The following is a 20,065-nucleotide window of genomic DNA, read 5'->3' on the forward strand; positions in this document are numbered from 1 at the left end:
TTCTGGAGCTGTATGTCATAAATAAAATAACAAATAAGGGGAGAAATGAATGTTAAAAAAAATTTTTGAAGATATTAAAAAGAAGGGAAGTTTTAGTTTCGAGAAAATCATTGAAAATTACACAATGAGTGATGATGAGTTTTTTGAGTTTCTAAAATTTATTCATCTGGAAAATATTCCTGAAGTTAGAAATTCGACTGATGGAAGTGATTTTATTGTACTGGAGGATGAAAATGTTTTTATTGCGGAAAAAGACATTATAAAGTCATATTTGGAAAATATAAAGGAAAAATATGAGGAATCTGAGAAAAAGAGCGAGAGTGAAAGGGAAAATGAAGAATTAATTGACAAGTATTTGAAAATCGCTGTAAAGGAAAGTCTGCTTTATTCAAAATATGGATTTTCATTTTTAGATACGGTTCAGGAGGCTACGCTAGGAATTATGTCGGGGCTGAATTACTATAATCAAATTATGGAAATTACAAAGGAGCCTGAATTTTTTATAAAAAATTTTGCTGTAAAATATATTTTGGAATTTCAGAAGAATTTATTAAAAGATATTAAATCTTCAGAATTATCATATATTTTGTATTTGAAAGTAAAAGTGGATAAAAGCATGGGACTTTCAATGGAGGAAATAAGCAGGCAGATGAATGTCTCAACAGAATATATCGAGCAGCTGGAAATGCTGTTTGATGAAGTTGAGCCTGAAGAATTGATGGAAAATACGCAAGTATTTGAAAAAGCTGATAAAATTACACAAATGTATATTTTAGAAAATATTCCGAAAAAATTAAATTATTTGGATGAGCAAATTTTAGTCATGACTTACGGGCTTGATGATAAAGTTTATACAGAAAAGGAAATTGCGAGATCATTGAATATTGCAAAACATAATGTGAAAATTTTAAAGGAGAAGGCGCTTAATAAGCTTTCAATTGATATGATGAGAAATGATTTTGTGGAAAATAGCGAAGAGGCAAATTATACGGTAAATTAATAGAATTTTTAGGAATTGGGATTCTGAAACAAGGAGATTTGTTTGCTTGTGAAAATATAGCGAAACTTATTTGAAAACGAACTCAAAAACTATGATTGTTTTAAGTTTATATGATTTTTAATAGTTTAATTTTGAATGGATTCGAGTATAAAATGAAAATACTTGATGCAAAAAGGTTGAGAAGATAGGAAAATTATAAAATAGAAAAAACTGTGAAAGGAAATAAAAATTATGAAATTATGGCAAATAATGGGAGAACTGCAGACAATTTTCAGTCCAAAAATAGCGGAAGAATGGGATAATGTCGGGCTTCTTGTGGGGGATAACACTAGAGAAATAAATAAAGTATTATTTTGCTTGGATGTGACAGAGAAGGCTGTGCAGAAGGCTGTGGATAATAATGTGGATTTAATAATTTCACATCATCCAGTTATTTTTTCAGGATTGAAGAAAATTACAAATGAAACTGTGCATGGGAGAAAAATTTTAAAACTGATAGAAAATAAAATAGCAGTTTATTCAATTCATACAAATTCAGATTTTGCAATAAATGGACTAAATGATTTTATAATGGATAAATTGAATTTGGATGGTGAAAAAGTAATTTTTAATGAGCATGAATTTGAAGATTATAATCCAATAAAAAATAAAATGGAACATGTTCGTAGCGGACTTGCCAGAATTAAAATATTAAATGAAAAAATGAAACTTGGGGATTTAATAGAAAGAATAAAGGATTCGCTTGGGATAAGCTATGTGAGATATGTTGGGAATAAAAATTCTTATGTGAGAAAGATTGGGCTTGTTACAGGTGGCGGAAGTTCGTTTATGTACGAAGTGGCAAATAAGATAGATGTATTTTTAACTGGGGATTTGAGATACCACGAGGCTCTGGATGCTTTGGAGGAAGGGCATATTTTAGTTGATATTGGGCATTTTGAAAGTGAATATCTGTTTGTAGATATGATGGAGCAGGAAATGGGAAAATTTTTTAAAGGAGGAATGATACGTCATTTTGAAGATGAAGTATTTAAATTAGGATAAAATTACTTTAAAAAAAATAGAAATAAATCTAAAAATATACTAAAATTAGCCAAAAAAATTTTGAATATTTAAGACAAAGTGCTATAATACCTATATAATTTCAAAAATTTGGTAATCAAAATATACTTAAACTTGGGAAAATTTAGAAAATTTTTACATAATTTAACAGGAAAGTCTACGATTTCTGTAAGTGAGATTAACTGAATTAATAAGAATTATGTAAATTTAAAGTTTGAGGATTATAATTTTGGAGGAATTTACTGTAGTTTTTGAAACAAATAATAGAAAAGGAAGGTATATTTTATGACAAATATAGCAAAGACGAAAGCAGGATGGTATAGCAAGTTTAAAGCCTTTGGGCCTGGTATTCTTATGGCTTCGGCGGCTATTGGGGGATCTCATATTGTGGCATCTACGCAAGCGGGTGCATTATACGGATGGCAACTGGCAATTATTGTAATTTTAGTAAATGTTTTTAAATATCCGTTTTTCCGTTTTGGAACTCAATATACTTTAGAAAGAAAGAAATCGTTAATTGAAGGTTATGAGGAAAAAGGAAAGATTTATTTATGGGTATTTTTCATTATGAATATATTTTCAGCAATTATTAATATTGCAGCAGTAGGTATTTTGACAGCGGCAATTTTGGCAAATATCTTGAAATTGACAATTTTACCTAGTCTTACACCTGCAGCGATGGCTTCAATGATTAATATGCTTACTACAATTGTTCTTGTGGGATCGCTTGCAATGATGATATTTGGAGGTTATAAGCTTTTAGACAGTTCATCGAAATTTATTGTTGTTTCATTGACAATAGCGACAGTTGTTGCTGTTATTATAGCATTATTTAAGCATCACCCTATGGCACCGAATTTTGTAGCACCATCTCCGTGGAAATTAAAGGCATTGCCATTTATCATATCATTGATGGGGTGGATGCCTGCACCAATTGAGATTTCGGCAATTAATTCGATGTGGACTGTTGAAAAGCAGCATGAAATGAAAGTGCCACGTAAAATTGCAATGCTTGACTTTAATGTAGGTTATTTTGTTACAACAATATTAGCCTTTGTGTTTTTAGCGCTTGGAGCATTGATTCAGTATGGTACAGGAACTGCGATTAAAGGAGCAAGTGCAGCTTATATTACTCAATTTATAAAAATGTACTCAAGTGTAATTGGAAACTGGTCTGGACTTCTTATTGCATTTATCGCATTTATGTGTATTTTTGGTACGACAATTACAGTTGTGGATGGTTATTCACGTGCAAATGCTGAAACTTTACGTTTGATTCGTAAGCAAAAGGAAATAACAACTGCACATTTCAATACTTGGATGATCGTAACTGTAATTTTAGCAATGATTATAGTATTTTTCTTTGCTGGAAATGTGGCTGCAATGATGAATTTTGCGATGATATTTTCATTTGTTTCAGCTCCCGTTTATTCTTACCTTAATTTCTCACTTGTTAAAGATAACAGTAAATTACCTGTCTGGCTATGGTTTTTGTCAGTTGCGGGAATTGTATATTTAGCAGGATTCACAATATTTTTCCTTGTTTATTTATCAGGAATTTTAAAATAAATAAAAATAATGTATTTTTAAGTCGGGATTTTTTTCCCGATTTTTTTCTTTTTTTATACTGTTTCCTATTTAAGTAGTGAACTTATCTATAAATTTCCTTGAAAAGAATAAAGAACATACAAAATAGAACTTCTATTTTTAAATGAGTTTAGTACAATCCTAATTTTACTTAGCTGTTATTAGTTTTGCTGAGTATGTTTTAATGGCAAAATAAATTGAAAAATAAGTTTGATGTTATAAAAAAATTATGATATAATGTTCTTTAGAAAAATTATCAGATATGAAAAGAGGAAAGAAAAGGAAATGAGAAAAAAAGTAAAAATTGGCATTAAAAGTAAAAAAATGGTGTTGTCTATGGCATTTTTGGCTATGTCGGCGTTTTCATTTGCTGATGGCGAGAATTATCATGATTACAAGGCATTGTTAATTGGAGATGTAAATGGAAATATTATAAAGGAAGACAACAGTTTGGCAGTTCGACCTTTGGCATCAGTTACAAAAATTATGACATCAATATTGACATTAGATAAAATAAAATCAGGGCAAATTTCATACGATGATAAGGTAACAGTTTCATCAAAAGCGGCTTCAGTTCCTTATGGGGTAAAATTGACTGCTGGAAAACAGTATACAGTAAGGGATTTGTTAAAGGCTACAATTATAAAGTCATCAAATAATGCTGCTTATGCACTTGCTGAATATGTGGGAGGAGATGTGCCGAGTTTTGTACGTTCAATGAATGAAAAGGCAAGAAGTTATGGCTTAGATTCGCTTAGATATTGTTCTCCAAACGGATTGCCGCCTAGTTATACAGGTTCTTGCATGGATCAGGGAAATGCACGTGATTTGTATAAATTAGCTCAAATAACGTTAAAAGATTATAGCGATTATTTAAATTTTTCAAAAAATAAAGTAGATTACATTGACAATGGAAATACAAAAGTGACTTCTACAAATACTCTTTTGGGAAATGTGCAAGGAGTAGACGGATTAAAGACAGGTTATCACGATGCTGCAGGTTCAAATATTGTATTGACGGCAAATAGGGGCGATGATAGAATGATAGCTGTCATTTTAGGTTCAAATCATGCGAAGGATAGAAATGCAATTGGGGCAAGAGAAATAAATGATTATTATATAGATGGATATGCAAAGAAAAATAGCGGAAACAGCTATGCTTATACAGGCAATAATAATGGAAGTAATAATAACAGCAATAGCAGCAGTAAAAATAGACGTAATCATAACAATAGCCAAAATAGCAATAGTGATAGTTTCAATAATGATAATGAGTCCAATAATAACAGTAATGCTGAAAATAACACTGATCAGAAGGGCAATAAAATAGAGCAGTTCTTTAATTCAATTTTTGGTAAAAATAATAATCCAGCAAGGAAAATGAAAATTATAAGTAGAAATGATATAGTAGCAGTAGCAAAAATAGGTGAAAATAAATATAATTTATATCCTACAAAAGATGTGGAAATAACTGCAACTCAACGACCAAATTTGACTTATACAGTAAACTTAAATTCAGGAGTGAATAAAAATAGCAGGGGTAAAATTGTAGGAACTTATATTGCAACTGATGGAACATTGACTTATAGTGGAGAGTTAATTATGAAATAATAAAAAGAGCTGTTTTTATAACGGCTCAATTTTATTTTATTAAAATAAATGGATAACGGAAAGGAAAAAAAATGTCTATTGGAGTATTTGATTCAGGAATTGGAGGGCTTACTGTATTAAAGGAAATTAGAAAAGTTTTGCCAGATGAAAAAATATATTATCTTGGAGATACGGCAAGAGTTCCGTATGGTGAAAAGACAAAAGAACTGATTATAAGATATTCAAAGGAAATCGTTGAATTTTTGCTGGAAAAAAATGTGAGCGCTATTGTAGTAGCTTGTAATACAGCCACTGCACTTGCATTAAAGGAATTGAAGGAAACTTTTAAAATTCCGATTATTGGAGTAATTGAAGCTGGGGCGAGAACGGCGATAGAAGCGACAAAAAATGGTAAAATCGGTGTAATTGGAACGAAGGCGACTATACAGTCTGGAAAATATGAAGAGGAAATAAAACTTTTTAATAAAAAAGTGGAGGTGCTTCAAAAGGCTTGCCCGCTTTTTGTTCCGGCGGTGGAAGAGGGGATTTTAAGCGGTAAGCTGGTAAATCAAATAATAAAAACGTATCTTGATGATTTTAAGGGGAAAGTAGATACTTTGATATTGGGATGTACTCATTATCCTTTGTTAAAAGATGCCATAAGTAAAATTTATCCAGATATAAAAATTGTAGATCCAGCAAAAGAAACAGCTTTGGATTTGAAGGAAATTTTGGAGCAAAATGAATTTTTAAAAAATGATGCGAAAAAAGATGAAGAAGTAAAATATTATGTGACAGATGGGCAGGAAAAATTTAAGGAAATTGGAATTATGTTTTTGGAGGAAGATATTCCAAAAGTTGAATTGGTAAAATTATAGATGTTATTTGTCGAGAAGTCAGAATAAATAAACGAGTCTTATTTTTATTAAATAGAGAATATAAAAAATGGAGAAAAGGTGTAAATGTTTGAATATATTTCAGGAAAATTAGCAATAAAAAAAATAGATTATGTTGCATTAGAAATAAATGGATTGGCATATAAAATTCATATATCGTTGAAAACATTTGAAAAAATAGGAAATATTGGGAATGATGAAAAATTATATATTTTTACGAATGTGAAGGAAGATGATATTTCGCTTTATGGGTTTAAAACACAAAATGAAAGGGAACTTTTTAAGGCTTTGATAAGCATAAGCGGAGTAGGGCCAAAACTTGCAATTGCGATATTATCAACTTTTAATATGAGGGAAATTATTGAAATTGTTACGGAAGATGAGTCTAAAATTTTTACAAGAGTTCCAGGGCTTGGAATAAAAAAGGCTCAAAAAATAATACTGGATCTGAAGGATAAAGTGAAAAAAATAGATATATCGGAAATGCTTGAAGAAACTAGCAATCTATCGAACGGAAAACTGATAACTTCAGAATCCTTTGATCCTAAAATTTCACTAATGAAGGAAGATCTAAAATTAGCCTTGGAATCTTTAGGATATACAAATACTGATATTTCCAAATGGATAAAAGATAGTGAATTGGCTCAATTAAAGGATATTAGCGAGGCTATAAAAATAGTTTTGCAAAAGATTCAAAATAAAAAATAGTTTTGCAAAAATGTTAGTCCTTTTGGTTTTACAAATAAATATGATATATAAAAAATGTACCTTTAAACTTTTTACTTTAAAATTAAGTTTTTAGGTACATATTTTTTTGCTAAAAAAATCTTTCTAATCTTATCATTTAAAATCAAGGAATAGATTTATTATTAATTATTTACCATGTCTTTTTACCATAGTCTTTTTATTATTTCTTTTTTCTTGAAAATTTGCAGTTCGTTTCTTTTCTGGTTTTTTATTAGTTATTTTTCTTTTTGGTTGAACGATCATCGCTTTTTGCTTTGGATTTTTGGGCTTGGGCGGCATGGCGAAAGATACAATTGATATTCCTGTAATTCCCAAAATTGCAACCATTTTTTTAAAAGTATTTTTCATATTCATATTAATCATCTCCATTCAGATTTATCTTTATTTTTTTGTTTTGTTCATATCTCTTCTTGAACAAATATATAATATCATTTAATTTTGACAAAAATATGTAAAATTTATGACTTTTTTGTGAAATTTCAAATTATTTATTTTAAAATTAAATTAAAAATATATTGACAAAAATATAAAAATATAGTATTATTTAATTAATATTAAATATTAATTAATAAAAAAGGAAGAAAAATGAATTATTATGAAGTGCTAGGTGTATCTGAAAATGCTGATATTTCAGAAATAAAGAAAAAATATAGGAAATTGGCGATGAAATATCATCCAGACAGGAATTCGGGGGATGAAAATGCTACTAAAAAATTTCGGGAGGTAACTGAGGCTTATGAGGTTCTTGGGGATGAAAAGAAAAGGGAAGAGTATGACTATAAAAGAAAAAATGTTCAGAGTCAAAGAAGAAATAAGAATAGAAAGGAAAATGTCAAGGATGAATTTTCTCAAAATGACTTTACTTTTGGAAGGGATTTTTTTAAAAGTGCTAAGGAAATGAGAGGGATGTTTGAAAATAGTTTTAGGATGGATAAAAAGGGAGAGAAAAGGGCAAGGTCTGAAAAAGAGAATATTAAAAGTAGATTTGATCAGTTTTTTGATGTAAAGAAAAAAAATAATGATAATTTGGGGTAACTTTATAAATTTTTATAAGAAATTTTGAGTTTAATATTATTAAAAATTATATAAATTTATGTTTTAAGTAAAATAGTCATAGTTTTTGAGTTCAGTTTTAAGGCAGTTTTACTATAAAAAAGATAAATTGAGGGAAGGAAAAAAGGAAATGTTATGGGGAATTAGAAGATTTTTGTCAAATTTTAGAAGTATTTTTAGACGGCCGTTTGGACGAGGCAGTATTTATCGGCTGGAAAGGCTTAGAAGTATTGCACGAATGAGGGAAAGTGGAAAAAGTAGAAGTGAAAGAAGCAGTTTGGGAGTTGACAGAGGGATTAAAAAATATGAAAAACGAAAGTTAAATGCTAGAAATCAGAAAAGTTATAAATTTTTTAATGTGAAAAATATTTTAATAATGATGGTTTTGATATTTACGTTTATTTTTGTACATTTTTCAGGATATTCTGCAAAAAGTCTTTATTTTTCGATTTTTATTTATATTGGAGTTACACTTTATTTGCTTATTGTGGAAAGATTTTTTGAAAAGGTGGAAGTTCAAGAGGAAATTAGGAATATAAAAAATGACAGGGAAAGGGAACATAATGTTTTTTTGGAAAAAGTGAAGGAAATAGAGGATTTGGAGAAAAGTCAGATTGAGCATATATTTTTGAAGGATTCTGAAGATTATGATATGAAAATTTGGAAAGTTGGAAGAGCGACTTCTCTTTTGATTGGAAAACAGACACCTAGAAATAGGGTTGATATTGATGTAAGTGATGGAATTTATTCTAATTTAGTTAGCAGGGCTCATGGAATTTTAAATCGAGTCAATGGGATTTGGTATTATGAGGATTTGGGTTCGCAAAATGGGAGCGGAATTGAAAGAAATCTGGATAAGCGGAAAATAAAATTAAAAAAAAATATACCTGTAAAAGTGGAGTCAGGCGATATAATTTACTTGGCAACTACAAAAATATTATTAAAATAAAAAAAGGCAATAATAAAAGTGGAAATTTCAAAAAGCCAGGGATTAAAATTTTTATTAGAGAGTAAGAATAAAATTTATGTTTTTTCATGAAGTTTAGCATTGCAGGTTTTCATAAATAGATAAGATAAAAAATGGAGGATTATTTTAAAATGAAATTAGATAGATGTAAAAATGGGCATATATACGATGTTTCCAGATATAGTTCGTGTCCCTACTGTAAATCGGAAGGATTGGAAACAGAAGTTCAAGATGATAAAATTAATTTAGTTGAACAAATGGAAGATGAGGATAGAACTACTGCCTACTGGTCAAAGGACAGCACGGTGGATCCTGTTGTGGGATGGCTTACGTGTATTGAAGGGCATGATAAGGGGAAGGATTATAGAATTGTGAGTGAACGGAACTTTATTGGACGTGGGGAAAATATGGACATCCAGATTTCAGGGGATACTATGATTTCAAGGAAAAATCATTGTTCGATAAGTTATAATCCGAAGCAGCGGAAATTTATGCTAACTCCTGGAGATTCCAATGGATTGATTTATTTAAATGGAGAAGCTGTTTATAATACGGTGGAATTGAGGGCTTATTCGGTTGTGGAAATGGGGGAGAGCAAATTTGTATTTGTAAATTTGTGTGGAGATTATTTTGATTGGGAGAAGGAAAAAGCCAGGGATGAAAATTTGAGAAAAAGATATGAAAATTTGGCTGATGAAAAAACAGCTGGAAATATGAATTTTGTGAATAGAAATAGTAAAAATGGGGATTTGGAAGTAAAAATTGAAGATTATGAAGAAAATTTATAAGTTAATGAAATTAAGGGGAGAAGTGGAAAAATGAGGAAGGATGAGGCAAAATTTATTACGGAATTTTTGAGCGAGGCTGGAACGAAGGCTGAAAATAGTGATTATTTTGGATATATTTTGCTGGATAATTATGCGATTTGGGCTGCAGCTGATGGATTTGATGAGGAAGATGGGGCAAAAGTTGCGGCAAGGATTGCTGTAGAATCTGTAATTGAATATTTTATGCTACGTCCACGATTTAATTATGACGTTATTAAGGAAATGATGGATTATGCCAATTTGAAGGTTAAGGAAAAACAGGAAGAAGCTAAAAAATATTCTCTTATGCACACTTCTCTTTTAATCGTTATAAGCAATTATAATTCAATTTTATATGGAAATGTTGGAAATACTAGATTTTATCATATTAGAGGCGGATATATTGTTTCTCAAAGTAAAGATGATACGATAGCGCAGCTTTTGGTGGATGAAGAAGCGTTAAATGTATCGGATATGAAATTTCATAGGCAGAGAAATGATTTACTGCAGGCAATTGGGGATTTTGGAAAAATTAAGCCGAATATTATAAAAAGCCCTGTAGAGCTTATGGAAAAAGATATTTTTTGCTTGACAACCGTGGGATTTTGGGAAAATATTGATGAACATGATATGGAAAATGATTTGTCTAGATTTGAGGATAAAAAGCAATGGCTGAATTCATTGGAAAAGAGAATACTCGCTTCGCTTAGGGACAATATTGAAAATTATACGATTGCACAGGTGGAAGTGCAGGCGGTGGCAAGTCCAGAGCCGATGGAAAAGGATAGAAGCAAATTGATAAAAAAAATAATTTTGATAATAATGATTGTTGTTGTGATTATTTTATTTATTGTAATTTGGAATGTGAAAAGGCGAAATGGGATTTTACAGGCGGCGACACAGTATGAAAAGCTGGCGGATGAGGAAATTTTGAAAAAGAATTTTAATAATTCGATTGATAATTTAAAATTGGAAATTGGGGAATATGAGAAATTAAAGCCAAAAAGCAGAGGTGTGATTGGATTTTTTACAAATGCAGAGAAAAAAAGGAACGATGCGAATAAAAAGATTGATGAAATAAATAAAAAAATTGGAGAAACTGAAAAGATTAAGGAGGCATTTTCAGATATTAATGAAGGAAATGATCTGTTTAACAATGGAAATTATGATGAGGCAAATGAGAAGTATCAGCAGGCTAAATATAATCTGAATGACAATACTTATAAACGTGATGAGTTGAATACAGAAGAAATTTTAGCAACATTGGATTCACGGATTAATTCGGGTGTGAACCTGAAGGAGGCGAAGGCTTTGGAAATGGCTGGGGATAATGCGGTTAATGAAGGAAGTTACAATTTGGCGAAAGTCAGTTACAAAAATGCGGCAGATATGTATTTGGCAAATGGAAAGGCGGATTATGTTTCACAAATTGAGAAAAAGATAGAGGAAATAGCGGACAAGGAAAAAACGGCATATAATGGGGCAATGCTTGCAGAAAATAAAGGGGATTCATTGGCACAGAGCAACATTAATTCTTCTAGGGAGGCATATTATCAGGCACGGCAGATGTACCAGATACTTGGAGATACTGTGAAAGTGGGAGAGATTGACAATAAGATACAGGAGCTTAATTCTCAGCAGAATGCTGATTTACAAACTGCTAATAATCTTGTTCAAGAGGGGCTTTCGCAAATTACGGCTAATAATCCAGCACAGGCAATAGGAATTTTGACACAGGCTAAAAATATTTATCAAAAAATGAAAGATGCAAATAATGTAAATGCTGTTGGAAAATATATAAGCCAGGCACAGGAATTTATTAAATTTGAAAGCCAGAATGCTGAAAAACTGAAGGAAAAGGAACTGGAATATTCGGAAAAATTAAAATCTCAAGAAACAGAATATTCAGAAAGGCTAAGACAGCAGGAGATTCAGCTGCAGCAGCAATTACAGGCAAGAGAAGCAGAAATAAAGGCACAGCAGGAACAAATGGAGATAGAAAGGCAAAAGCGGGAAGAAATATCAAGAAAAATGGAAAATGCCTTAAATCTGGAAATGCAGGCGGATCAGCTGGAATTAGATGAAAAATTTGAGGAAAGTATTTCAAAATACGAGGAAACGAAGAAAATTTTGGAAGAAGTAAATACTGATGGTAATTTTGGAAATCAAGTGGCTAAGATTGAAGGTTTAAATAAAAAAATTGAAAAAAGTGAAGGATATTTGCTGAAGAAAAAGGGAGAAGAGGATCTTAAAAATAAAAAATGGAAGGATGCTATGGAAAAGCTTACGCAGGCAAAGGAAAAACTGGAAAAAGTTGGAATAAAGCAAGATGAACTGGAAAAAATAGGGAAAGAACTGAAAAGGGCTGTGAAAAAAGCAAATAAGAAATGGTGGCAGTTCTGGAAGATTTTTTAGGCGAAAGCTAAGATTAAAAATCGAATAACAATAGCATTAATTAAAAAATTATGACAGTTCACTATTTAAATGGAAAATGATACAGGATAGGAGGGGAAAATGGTAAAAAGCATAAAATTAAAAACTTTCTTTTTTAAGGAATATGCACAAATTGCTGAAAAAAATACGTATTCGGCATATATTCCGAATGGGAACAGGGGAATCTGGTGCATTGCTAATTTTGAGGAAAAAATTCAGAGACGAGAAAATGTGGAAATTGAGGGAAAAATAGGAAGTAGCGGTATTGAGAGTAAAAAAAATAAAAAGAATGTAAAAAGGAAGAATTTGGCAAAGGCTGGAGTTCATAAAGTTATTGAAAAATATTTGGAAAATGGTGGTTTTTCAACGGAAAATATGAAAAAAATTATTCAATCTTCTAAAGATAAAGTAATTTTTGAGAAAAGTAAGTTTTTTAAAGTTGAAAAAAATAATGAAAAAGATTTTGATTCTAAAAATTTTTATTCGCAAATTGTTGTTATTATTGACAAAGATGACATGATTGCGGGAAATATGGGGAAAACGGAGCTTGCTTTGTATCGGGAAAATAGGATTGTGGATAAAATATGTGGAGAGGAAATTAAGAGAGTAAAGTTACGAAAAAATGATTATTTGCTGGCTGGAAGTCCTGAATTTTGGAAAAATGTTGATGAGAATGAGATTGAGGAAGTTTTTGTTGATTTGAAAAGTAAGGAGAATATTGAGAAAAATTTAAGCAGGAAAATAAAGGCTGCTGAAGTGAAATTAAAAAAAGTCATACCATTTTTGTCGATTTTTGTGGAAAATGTTGAAATGGAAGATAGTGATGAAGAATTGGAAAGGGAAGTTGACAGAGAAAATAAGAAAAGGGAAATAGCTGTAAAGCATACGTTTTTAATGATAATATTTTTATTTTTGTTTATTTCCGTGGGGAAAAATATTCAAAGGGGGAATCTGAAAATTAGGAAGGAAAAAAATTTGGAAAGTGTGGTAGCTGGAAAAATTGGGGAAAAGGCGAAATTGATGGAAAATAATTTGATTGAAAAAATGGAAATTGAAAAAAATAAAATAATGAGAAAAGATAAAATTGGGCTGGAAAATGTTGAGAGTGCTGAGGAAAAAGATGGAGATGAAGGAGAGAAAAAAGCAGGAGATGGAATTAAAAGTGTGGAGGGGAAAAATAAAAATGCGGGAAATTTAGAAGTAGTTCAAAATATTGAAGAAAATGATGGAAAAAGAAAAATTAAAAAAAATAAAGTAAGCAAAGTGAAAATGGGTAAGAAGGAAAAAAGTCAGAAAAGATGGGAAAAAGTTGCTGGAAATGAAAAAAATCAAAATAAAAAAAATTTTAACGTAAATAATAAAAGTTTTAAAAAAGATCAAAATTTAAAAAATAACAAACTTTCACAACTTGATAAGGAAATTGAGAGGAACTGGAAAATTTTGGGGCGTGATAGGAATGGAAATAATTTGAAGAAAGTATAAAAGGGAAAAGTGAGATGGATTTTTTATTAAAGAGAACGATGTTGAATGGGAAATATAAGATTGTGAGTTATATGGCTAAGAGTGATTTTTCTAATATTTATTTGGCTGAAAATAATTTAGGGGAAAAAGTTGTTATTAAGGAGTGTTATCCTGAAAAAATTGTTATGAGAGATGGGAAGGAAGTTTTTACGGAAAAATATAGGAAAGATTTTGAGAGATTAAAGAGATGTTTTTGGAAGGAAAAATGTATTTTGGAGAAATTTAGAAAGAAGTCTAAGGGAAATAGGGGAAAATTTCAAAATAATCTTATTAAAAATGGTGTTATTAAAATTCTGGATTTTTTTAGTGAAAATGGAACAAATTATATTGTTATGGAATATTTTGGGATTACTTTGAAAGAGTATATTTTGGAAAATAAGGTTCAAGATGAAAAAATAAATATAAATTATATTTTGAAAATATTTCTTAAAGTTGCAAGGGCTGTTTGTAAAATCCATAAAAAGGGGATTATTCATTGTGATTTAAAGCCATCAAATATTTTGGTTGATATTAGGGGGAATATTAGAATTATTGACTTTGGATCAAGTTTGAGAAAAGGGGAAAAGGTTGATTTTATTGAGGTTTCAGAAGGGTATTCGCCGATTGAAGTTTATTCAGAAAAGGTTCAGATTGATGAAAGAGCTGATGTTTATTCGCTTTCGGCACTTTTGTATTTTATGCTTTGTGGGAAGAAAATTAGTGGGGCAGTTAAGAGGTTTTATAAGCCAGAATTGGAATTTGCAAGAGAAGTGATTTTAGGGTTTGAGAAAATTGGGAAGTTTAAGGAAGTGGAAAAAATAATAAAAAAAGGATTGGAATTTGAAAGGAAAAAAAGATTTGGAAGTGTCAGGGAAATGATTGAAAAGTTAGAATTATTAAATTCTATTTAGCGAAGGGACTTATCACCTTTACAATAAATAAAATATATCTTCTATTTTTTAAATTAGATTTAGTATTAGAATATAGTTCGTATAAAAAAGTATATAATTTTATGTAAATGTATGAATTTATCGGCATAGAGATTTTTTGTTAGAATTATATAAAAAGTTTAGATTTTTACAAATTCAATAAATAAAGGGGAAAATATAGAGATGAAATTGTTTTATGAGGAAGAATTGCGGAGAAAATCCTATTATGAGATGTATCAGATTGCGATTGAGGAAAAGCTGGTGGATGTGCATTTAGAAACGCCTACGAGAGAGGAGCTTATTACACTTTTGATGAAATATCGGGGAGTGAAGGCTAATTATTGTATTGACAAGTATAAAAAAAATGGGCTTGTAAATGTTCAGCTGCTTTTTGACAGTAAACTTGGGGAGAGGATTCATCATGAGAATAAAATACGAGTACCGCACAAAATTATTTTGTATAAGGAGCTTGATTTGATGAGGGAGGACAATTATAAGATTGAGATTCCTGAAAATGTGAGCAGTGCAAATGTCTTTCTTATAAATGCAAATAATTATCTTTGTGGAATTTTTCAGCTGGAAAAGGATTTGAAGAGCAGGAATAAATATTTTTTGATTAGTAAAAAAGAATTTTTTAGAGTTGAGATATTGAGAAATAATAAGTTTTCGTTTTTATTTTTTAAAGAAAATGACTTAAAATTTATTCATGAATTTTATAATTGGAAGGAAGATGAGCCATATCCGCTTTATCCGTATCAGATGGATTATTATAAAGTTGAAATTGAAAATTTTGTTGTAAAAAATCTGGAAACTACGAATACTCCGCTTTGTATTGATTTTGGGACTGTAAATACAGCTCTGGGAGCATATCTGGATAGAAATTATGTGAAGGATTTGCCGACTAATGATATTTTGAATGGGAATATTGTCATTGATGCGATAAACTATGCGAAATTTGATGATGGGGAAAGGCATTACCGTGAGATTTTTCCAACATTGGTTTATGTTGAAGATTGTAGCGATAGTAATAATATTAAGTATTCGTTTGGATATGATGTGGTAAGAAAATTGGAAAAAAATGATTATATTGTTAATGGATCGATTTTTTATAGTTTGAAAAGGTGGGTGCATGAGCATAATAAGATGGAAAAAATTAATGATGAGTTTGGGAATATTTTGTATGTAAAAAGAAAGGAAATAATAAAGGCTTATTTGAAATATGTTGTAAATCGTGCAGAATATATGTTTAAATGTAAATTTAAAAAAATTCATGCTTCCAGCCCTGTAAAATTGAAAGAGCAGTTTTTGACAATGTTTCAGGAAATTTTTATGGTTGAAAATAATTTTAATAAAAGTTCTTATGAAAAAAATTATGAATATGAAATTATTCGTGAAAATGCTATGGATGAAGCTATTGCTGTGCTTTATAATACGATTGAGATACAGATAAGGAAGGGGAGATATAAGGAAAATGAAGAATATAGTGCTTTAATTATTGATTGTGGTGGTGGAACTACTGATTTGGCAGCTTGTAAATATGTGATTAATAAGGACAGGATTTCATATTATCTGGATATAAGGACAAGTTTTGAAAATGGAGATGAAAATTTTGGGGGAAATGACTTGACTTATAGGATTATGCAGTTTTTGAAGATTGTGCTGGGAGCAAAGTATTCTGAGAATAGGACTGTTTCTGTTAATGATTTGATAAAATATGATAATGATATGATTTATAAAGTGATTGATGACAGCGGTGTTGATAAAATTTTTGAAAATATGAATTTGGAATATGAAAAATATGAGAAAATAATACCGACAAAATATTCACAATTTGAAAATAAAATGAGCGAAGAATATCAAAAAATACGAAATAATTTTTATATGCTTTGGGAAGCTGCTGAAAATTTAAAAAAAGAATTTTTTACATCTGATGGAAGACTGCGGACACGTTTTGATGCGCCTAGAAATTATGAAAAAAGGAATGACATTCATATAACGCAGTTAAAAAGCTGGAAAATTCACACTTATGAAAATGAAATATTTAACACAGTAACAGATTATCCAAGACATATTTTTACAATAAAGGAAATAGAAAAAATTGTAAAAGCCGATATTTACGGAATGCTTAGAAAATTTTTGAACACTTATTACAAGGAAGGGCTGCTTTTTGAGTATTCGTTGATAAAGTTGAGCGGACAATCGACTAAAATTAGTACATTTCAGGAAGTTCTGAAGGAATTTGTGCCTGGAAAAATGATAGAATACAAGGAACTTAGCCATCGTGATGATTATGAGCTGAAGTTGAACTGTCTGGATGGTGCTATAAAATATTTGGATTATAAGCGGTTTGGGCATATAGATGTGGAAATTGTGAATGAAGTGCCGCTTGTGCCGTATTCTGTGTGGGTGGAAAAATACGATGGGAAAAAAGTTGAAATGATACAGACTTCACGAAAGGCTGATATCTTGGTTGGGCAAATTGACAAAAAAAGTTCAGCTGAAGAACTCAAAATTTATGTCTATAATGCTGAAGGGGAACTCAAAAAAGAGATGATTTATAAAAATGAAGATGACTATGAGGAAATGGATGCACAGGAAATCTTGCCAGAATTTGTAAATATTATTTCTCAAAATGATACTGATACAATTCAAAATGATACAGTTAGATTTTTCGTTTACACTGATTTAAATAACTGGGGATTTTTTGTCGTGCCAATCCAAAGAAAGTCAGATCAGCTTTATCTTGGACGTAAGCAATATTTTCCTTATGAAGATAATTTAAGTGAAAATTCCTATTTTGATGGAAATCACTAAAAAAGGGGAAAAATATTGAAAAAAAAAGATGAACTAATTTGGTTAATGCCGACGATTTTTATTTTTATTATCCTTTTTATGATAAAATTTTGTACACCTAAAATTAATAGAAAATATATTATTAGTAAAATAAAACGTGAAAATCTTGAACTTTTTGTAGATATGAAAGGAACTGTTGTTGCAAATAATGTTACTAAAATTGGATTAGATGTAAATTTATCAGTTGATAATGTTTATTTTAAAGCTGGAGATTTTGTGAAAAAGGGCGATATAATAGTAAAATTTAGCGACTATCAGAAAAGTGATATTAGTGAAAAAAGAGCATTGCTAGTCGTAAAAAATGCACAGTTGAGGAACCTTGAAAAACAGCAGGAATTAGGGGCGGATGTGAATCAGAAAATTCAAGAAGTAAAAGGGGAAATAGATGGATTGGAGCTGGAAGTAAAAGATGAAATGAAAAATGCTGTGTTAGTTCAGAGAACTGTGAGAAGTCCGTTTGATGGATATATTGTAAAAATTAATGCTGTAAAAGGTGGAATTGTAAATAAAAATGAGCCTATAGTTGTTTTGGCGAAAAAGAATGATCTGAAAATAGTAAGTGAAAGTATGACAGATGAAAAAATTAAAAATTTGGGTATTGGAAATATGGCTGAAGTAAGCCTTTTTAGGAGAAAAAATAAAAAAGCTGGGGAAGAGAAAACGCTTGAGGAATTAGTTGAAATTAAAAATGATAAAGGCAAAGAAGGTTTTCAAAATAGAGATAATAAAGGGAATTTAGATTTATTTTCTGAAAGAAAAGTTATTGAAGCGGAATTATTTAAGATTAATAAAGTTGTAAATATGAATGTGCTTGAGTTTTTGCCGATTTCCTTTAAGGATTTATTTTTAAATGAGCAGGTGGATATTCGTGTTATTTATAGAAAGAAAGAGAATGTTTTAACTGTTTCTAAAAAAGCGATTATTTTTAAAAATCAGAAAAGTTATATTTATTTGATTGATAAAAATAATTTGGTTAGGGAAAGGGAAGTTTTTGTTGGGGTGGATAATGGAGAAAAGATTGAGATTTTTGGGATGAATATTGAGGAAGGGATGGAAATTGTGGAAAATCCTGATGATAAAATTACAAATAATGTAATTGTGGAAAGAAGAAATATTCAAGATGAAGAAATTGAAAAGAAAAAAAGAATAGAAAAATTAGAGAATGAAAATGAAAAAATAGGAAATAAAATGGATGAAAATGAGAGGGAGATTATTAGATTGAAGCAAAAATAATAGATTGAAATTTTTTAAATTATTTGAAAGTAAATATTGGGTTTAATCTAGTAAAAAGATTTATAACGTATTCATTATTCAAATGGTATTTAGTAAAAATAAAAGATTTTTCACAAGGGGTAAAAACCCCTTGCCAGTAAATAAATAAAATAAAGTTTTTTAATTTGAATTGCCAATTTTGGTCATTTTTCCATCATCAGTTATAGAAAGTCCATTTCCGTTTGGAAAATCAGATTTATTTAAGGAAATTATTTTTTTGATAACTAATTTTTCTGAGTCTATGAAAGGGCCTAAACTTCCGTAAGTTTGTCTTACAGGAATAATCTCTCCAGAGATAAAATTCCCGTTGCTGTCTATTTTAATTTTAAAAATTGGAGCAAGGCCCATAGAGCCTGAAATATTTATCTTTCCAAAAGTTGCAAAATTTCCGCCACTGTAGGAAATAAATTTATTTTTGTAAAGCTCGGCTGCTCTTGTAACGTGCGGTCCTTGTCCAAAAACAATATCTGCTCCATTATCTATCGCAAAATGGGCAAATTCATATACATTTCCCCGATCTTCCCCATGAAAAATTTCGTGATTTCGAGTAATATGTTCTGCTCCAGCACCTTCAGCACCGCCGTGAAACATGACAATTACAATATCAACTTTTGACTTTAATTCAGAAATAAGTTTTCTTGCATAATTGTAGTCATTCAATTTTACAGTGGCTGAATTTGGAGCAAAGGAAATAAATCCAAATTTTTTACCATCTTTTTCTAAAATTGAACTTTCAGCAATATCTTTAATTCCAGAATATTTTATATTTAAATTATCAAGATTTTTAATAGTTTCCCTAATTCCAGTTTCTCCAAAATCATTGCTATGATTATTAGCAACACTCAAATAATCAAATCCAGCTTGCTTTAAATATTTTCCATATTTTGATGGCATGCGAAAAGCATAACATACATTTGGATTATCACAGCTTTTCGGAGTACCGCCATTATCAAATAACGTTCCTTCCAGATTTCCCACGGTAATATCTGCATTTTGAAGCACATCTTGAGTATTTTTCAAAATATTTTCATCATTTTTTGGAAGTAAATCAGATGGATAATTTGAGCCAAGCATTATATCTCCAACTCCAATTATTGTAAATTCTGATTTTTCATTTGTTTTATCATTTCCATTATTTTTAGAAATATTTTTTTTGATTCCTAATATTTTTTCGGCATTAATAAATCTGTTTCTAAAGTTTTTGAAAAAAGGGCTTGTAATAATTAATGCAAGTGCAAAAGCCAAAATAGCAAATAAAATTAATAGTATATTTTTTTTCATTTATTAAATCCTTTCATAGTTTATTAGTAGTCATTACAAATAAGCAATTTAGCAATTTCTTGGCAAAGGATCAAGTTTTTTGTTACCTG

General features: G+C 30.1%; 16 protein-coding genes. 14 read left to right on the forward strand and 2 right to left on the reverse strand.

The window, feature by feature from the left end:
• Positions 1–49: 49 nt before the first annotated feature.
• From FVE74_RS02090 to ruvA, 6 genes are all read left to right on the forward strand, one after another.
• A complete protein-coding gene (locus FVE74_RS02090) occupies positions 50–1,000 on the forward strand; it encodes an RNA polymerase subunit sigma (RefSeq protein ID WP_147002980.1) in 951 nt (316 codons plus the stop codon).
• A gap of 231 nt (positions 1,001–1,231) precedes the next feature.
• A complete protein-coding gene (locus FVE74_RS02095) occupies positions 1,232–2,044 on the forward strand; it encodes a Nif3-like dinuclear metal center hexameric protein (RefSeq protein WP_147002981.1) in 813 nt (270 codons plus the stop codon).
• Between the two features lie 303 nt (positions 2,045–2,347).
• Positions 2,348–3,631, forward strand: a complete 1,284-nt coding sequence (locus FVE74_RS02100; protein ID WP_147002982.1) for an NRAMP family divalent metal transporter — start codon at positions 2,348–2,350, stop codon at positions 3,629–3,631.
• Between the two features lie 303 nt (positions 3,632–3,934).
• Positions 3,935–5,260, forward strand: a complete 1,326-nt coding sequence (locus FVE74_RS02105) for a D-alanyl-D-alanine carboxypeptidase family protein (protein WP_147002983.1) — start codon at positions 3,935–3,937, stop codon at positions 5,258–5,260.
• Positions 5,261–5,331: 71 nt separating this feature from the next.
• Positions 5,332–6,117, forward strand: coding sequence for a glutamate racemase (gene murI, locus FVE74_RS02110; protein WP_147002984.1), 786 nt, complete (start codon positions 5,332–5,334; stop codon positions 6,115–6,117).
• An 84-nt stretch (positions 6,118–6,201) separates the two neighbouring features.
• A complete protein-coding gene (gene ruvA, locus FVE74_RS02115) occupies positions 6,202–6,843 on the forward strand; it encodes a Holliday junction branch migration protein RuvA (protein ID WP_147002985.1) in 642 nt (213 codons plus the stop codon).
• Positions 6,844–7,008: 165 nt separating this feature from the next.
• On the opposite strand, the gene FVE74_RS02120 is transcribed toward ruvA, so the two are convergent.
• Positions 7,009–7,236: a hypothetical protein gene (locus tag FVE74_RS02120; protein WP_147002986.1), complete on the reverse strand. Its 228-nt coding sequence runs from the start codon at positions 7,234–7,236 to the stop codon at positions 7,009–7,011.
• A gap of 231 nt (positions 7,237–7,467) precedes the next feature.
• On the opposite strand from FVE74_RS02120, the gene FVE74_RS12095 reads away from it, so the two are divergent.
• The 8 genes from FVE74_RS12095 to FVE74_RS02160 all read left to right on the forward strand — a co-directional run bounded on the left by FVE74_RS12095 (position 7,468) and on the right by FVE74_RS02160 (position 18,656).
• On the forward strand, positions 7,468–7,917 hold the full coding sequence (locus tag FVE74_RS12095; protein WP_147002987.1) for a DnaJ domain-containing protein: 450 nt from the start codon (positions 7,468–7,470) through the stop codon (positions 7,915–7,917).
• Between the two features lie 148 nt (positions 7,918–8,065).
• Positions 8,066–8,884, forward strand: a complete 819-nt coding sequence (locus FVE74_RS02130; RefSeq protein ID WP_147002988.1) for an FHA domain-containing protein — start codon at positions 8,066–8,068, stop codon at positions 8,882–8,884.
• Positions 8,885–9,033: 149 nt separating this feature from the next.
• Complete coding sequence (locus FVE74_RS02135; protein ID WP_147002989.1) at positions 9,034–9,690, forward strand: FHA domain-containing protein; 657 nt, start codon at positions 9,034–9,036, stop codon at positions 9,688–9,690.
• A 30-nt stretch (positions 9,691–9,720) separates the two neighbouring features.
• Entirely contained in the window at positions 9,721–12,123 is a 2,403-nt protein-coding gene (locus FVE74_RS02140) for a PP2C family protein-serine/threonine phosphatase (RefSeq protein WP_147002990.1), read from the forward strand.
• Between the two features lie 99 nt (positions 12,124–12,222).
• On the forward strand, positions 12,223–13,623 hold the full coding sequence (locus FVE74_RS02145; protein WP_147002991.1) for a hypothetical protein: 1,401 nt from the start codon (positions 12,223–12,225) through the stop codon (positions 13,621–13,623).
• Between the two features lie 14 nt (positions 13,624–13,637).
• A complete protein-coding gene (locus FVE74_RS02150; RefSeq protein ID WP_147002992.1) occupies positions 13,638–14,552 on the forward strand; it encodes a serine/threonine-protein kinase in 915 nt (304 codons plus the stop codon).
• Between the two features lie 201 nt (positions 14,553–14,753).
• Complete coding sequence (locus FVE74_RS02155; protein ID WP_147002993.1) at positions 14,754–17,384, forward strand: molecular chaperone; 2,631 nt, start codon at positions 14,754–14,756, stop codon at positions 17,382–17,384.
• A 15-nt stretch (positions 17,385–17,399) separates the two neighbouring features.
• A complete protein-coding gene (locus tag FVE74_RS02160) occupies positions 17,400–18,656 on the forward strand; it encodes an efflux RND transporter periplasmic adaptor subunit (protein WP_147002994.1) in 1,257 nt (418 codons plus the stop codon).
• Positions 18,657–18,815: 159 nt separating this feature from the next.
• Here the strand turns inward: FVE74_RS02160 and FVE74_RS02165 are convergent, their stop codons facing one another.
• A complete protein-coding gene (locus tag FVE74_RS02165) occupies positions 18,816–19,976 on the reverse strand; it encodes a CapA family protein (protein ID WP_147002995.1) in 1,161 nt (386 codons plus the stop codon).
• Positions 19,977–20,065 lie beyond the last annotated feature (89 nt).

Origin of the sequence: Leptotrichia wadei (genome assembly GCF_007990445.1) — a bacterium.
Lineage (GTDB): Bacteria > Fusobacteriota > Fusobacteriia > Fusobacteriales > Leptotrichiaceae > Leptotrichia > Leptotrichia wadei_A.

Coding starts and splice junctions, on each gene's coding strand:
- FVE74_RS02090 (WP_147002980.1), top strand. CDS start 50: ATGTTAAAAAAAATTTTTGAAGATATTAAAAAGAAGGGAAGTTTTAGT.
- FVE74_RS02095 (WP_147002981.1), top strand. CDS start 1,232: ATGAAATTATGGCAAATAATGGGAGAACTGCAGACAATTTTCAGTCCA.
- FVE74_RS02100 (WP_147002982.1), top strand. CDS start 2,348: ATGACAAATATAGCAAAGACGAAAGCAGGATGGTATAGCAAGTTTAAA.
- FVE74_RS02105 (WP_147002983.1), top strand. CDS start 3,935: ATGAGAAAAAAAGTAAAAATTGGCATTAAAAGTAAAAAAATGGTGTTG.
- murI (WP_147002984.1), top strand. CDS start 5,332: ATGTCTATTGGAGTATTTGATTCAGGAATTGGAGGGCTTACTGTATTA.
- ruvA (WP_147002985.1), top strand. CDS start 6,202: ATGTTTGAATATATTTCAGGAAAATTAGCAATAAAAAAAATAGATTAT.
- FVE74_RS02120 (WP_147002986.1), bottom strand. CDS start 7,236: ATGAATATGAAAAATACTTTTAAAAAAATGGTTGCAATTTTGGGAATT.
- FVE74_RS12095 (WP_147002987.1), top strand. CDS start 7,468: ATGAATTATTATGAAGTGCTAGGTGTATCTGAAAATGCTGATATTTCA.
- FVE74_RS02130 (WP_147002988.1), top strand. CDS start 8,066: ATGTTATGGGGAATTAGAAGATTTTTGTCAAATTTTAGAAGTATTTTT.
- FVE74_RS02135 (WP_147002989.1), top strand. CDS start 9,034: ATGAAATTAGATAGATGTAAAAATGGGCATATATACGATGTTTCCAGA.
- FVE74_RS02140 (WP_147002990.1), top strand. CDS start 9,721: ATGAGGAAGGATGAGGCAAAATTTATTACGGAATTTTTGAGCGAGGCT.
- FVE74_RS02145 (WP_147002991.1), top strand. CDS start 12,223: ATGGTAAAAAGCATAAAATTAAAAACTTTCTTTTTTAAGGAATATGCA.
- FVE74_RS02150 (WP_147002992.1), top strand. CDS start 13,638: ATGGATTTTTTATTAAAGAGAACGATGTTGAATGGGAAATATAAGATT.
- FVE74_RS02155 (WP_147002993.1), top strand. CDS start 14,754: ATGAAATTGTTTTATGAGGAAGAATTGCGGAGAAAATCCTATTATGAG.
- FVE74_RS02165 (WP_147002995.1), bottom strand. CDS start 19,976: ATGAAAAAAAATATACTATTAATTTTATTTGCTATTTTGGCTTTTGCA.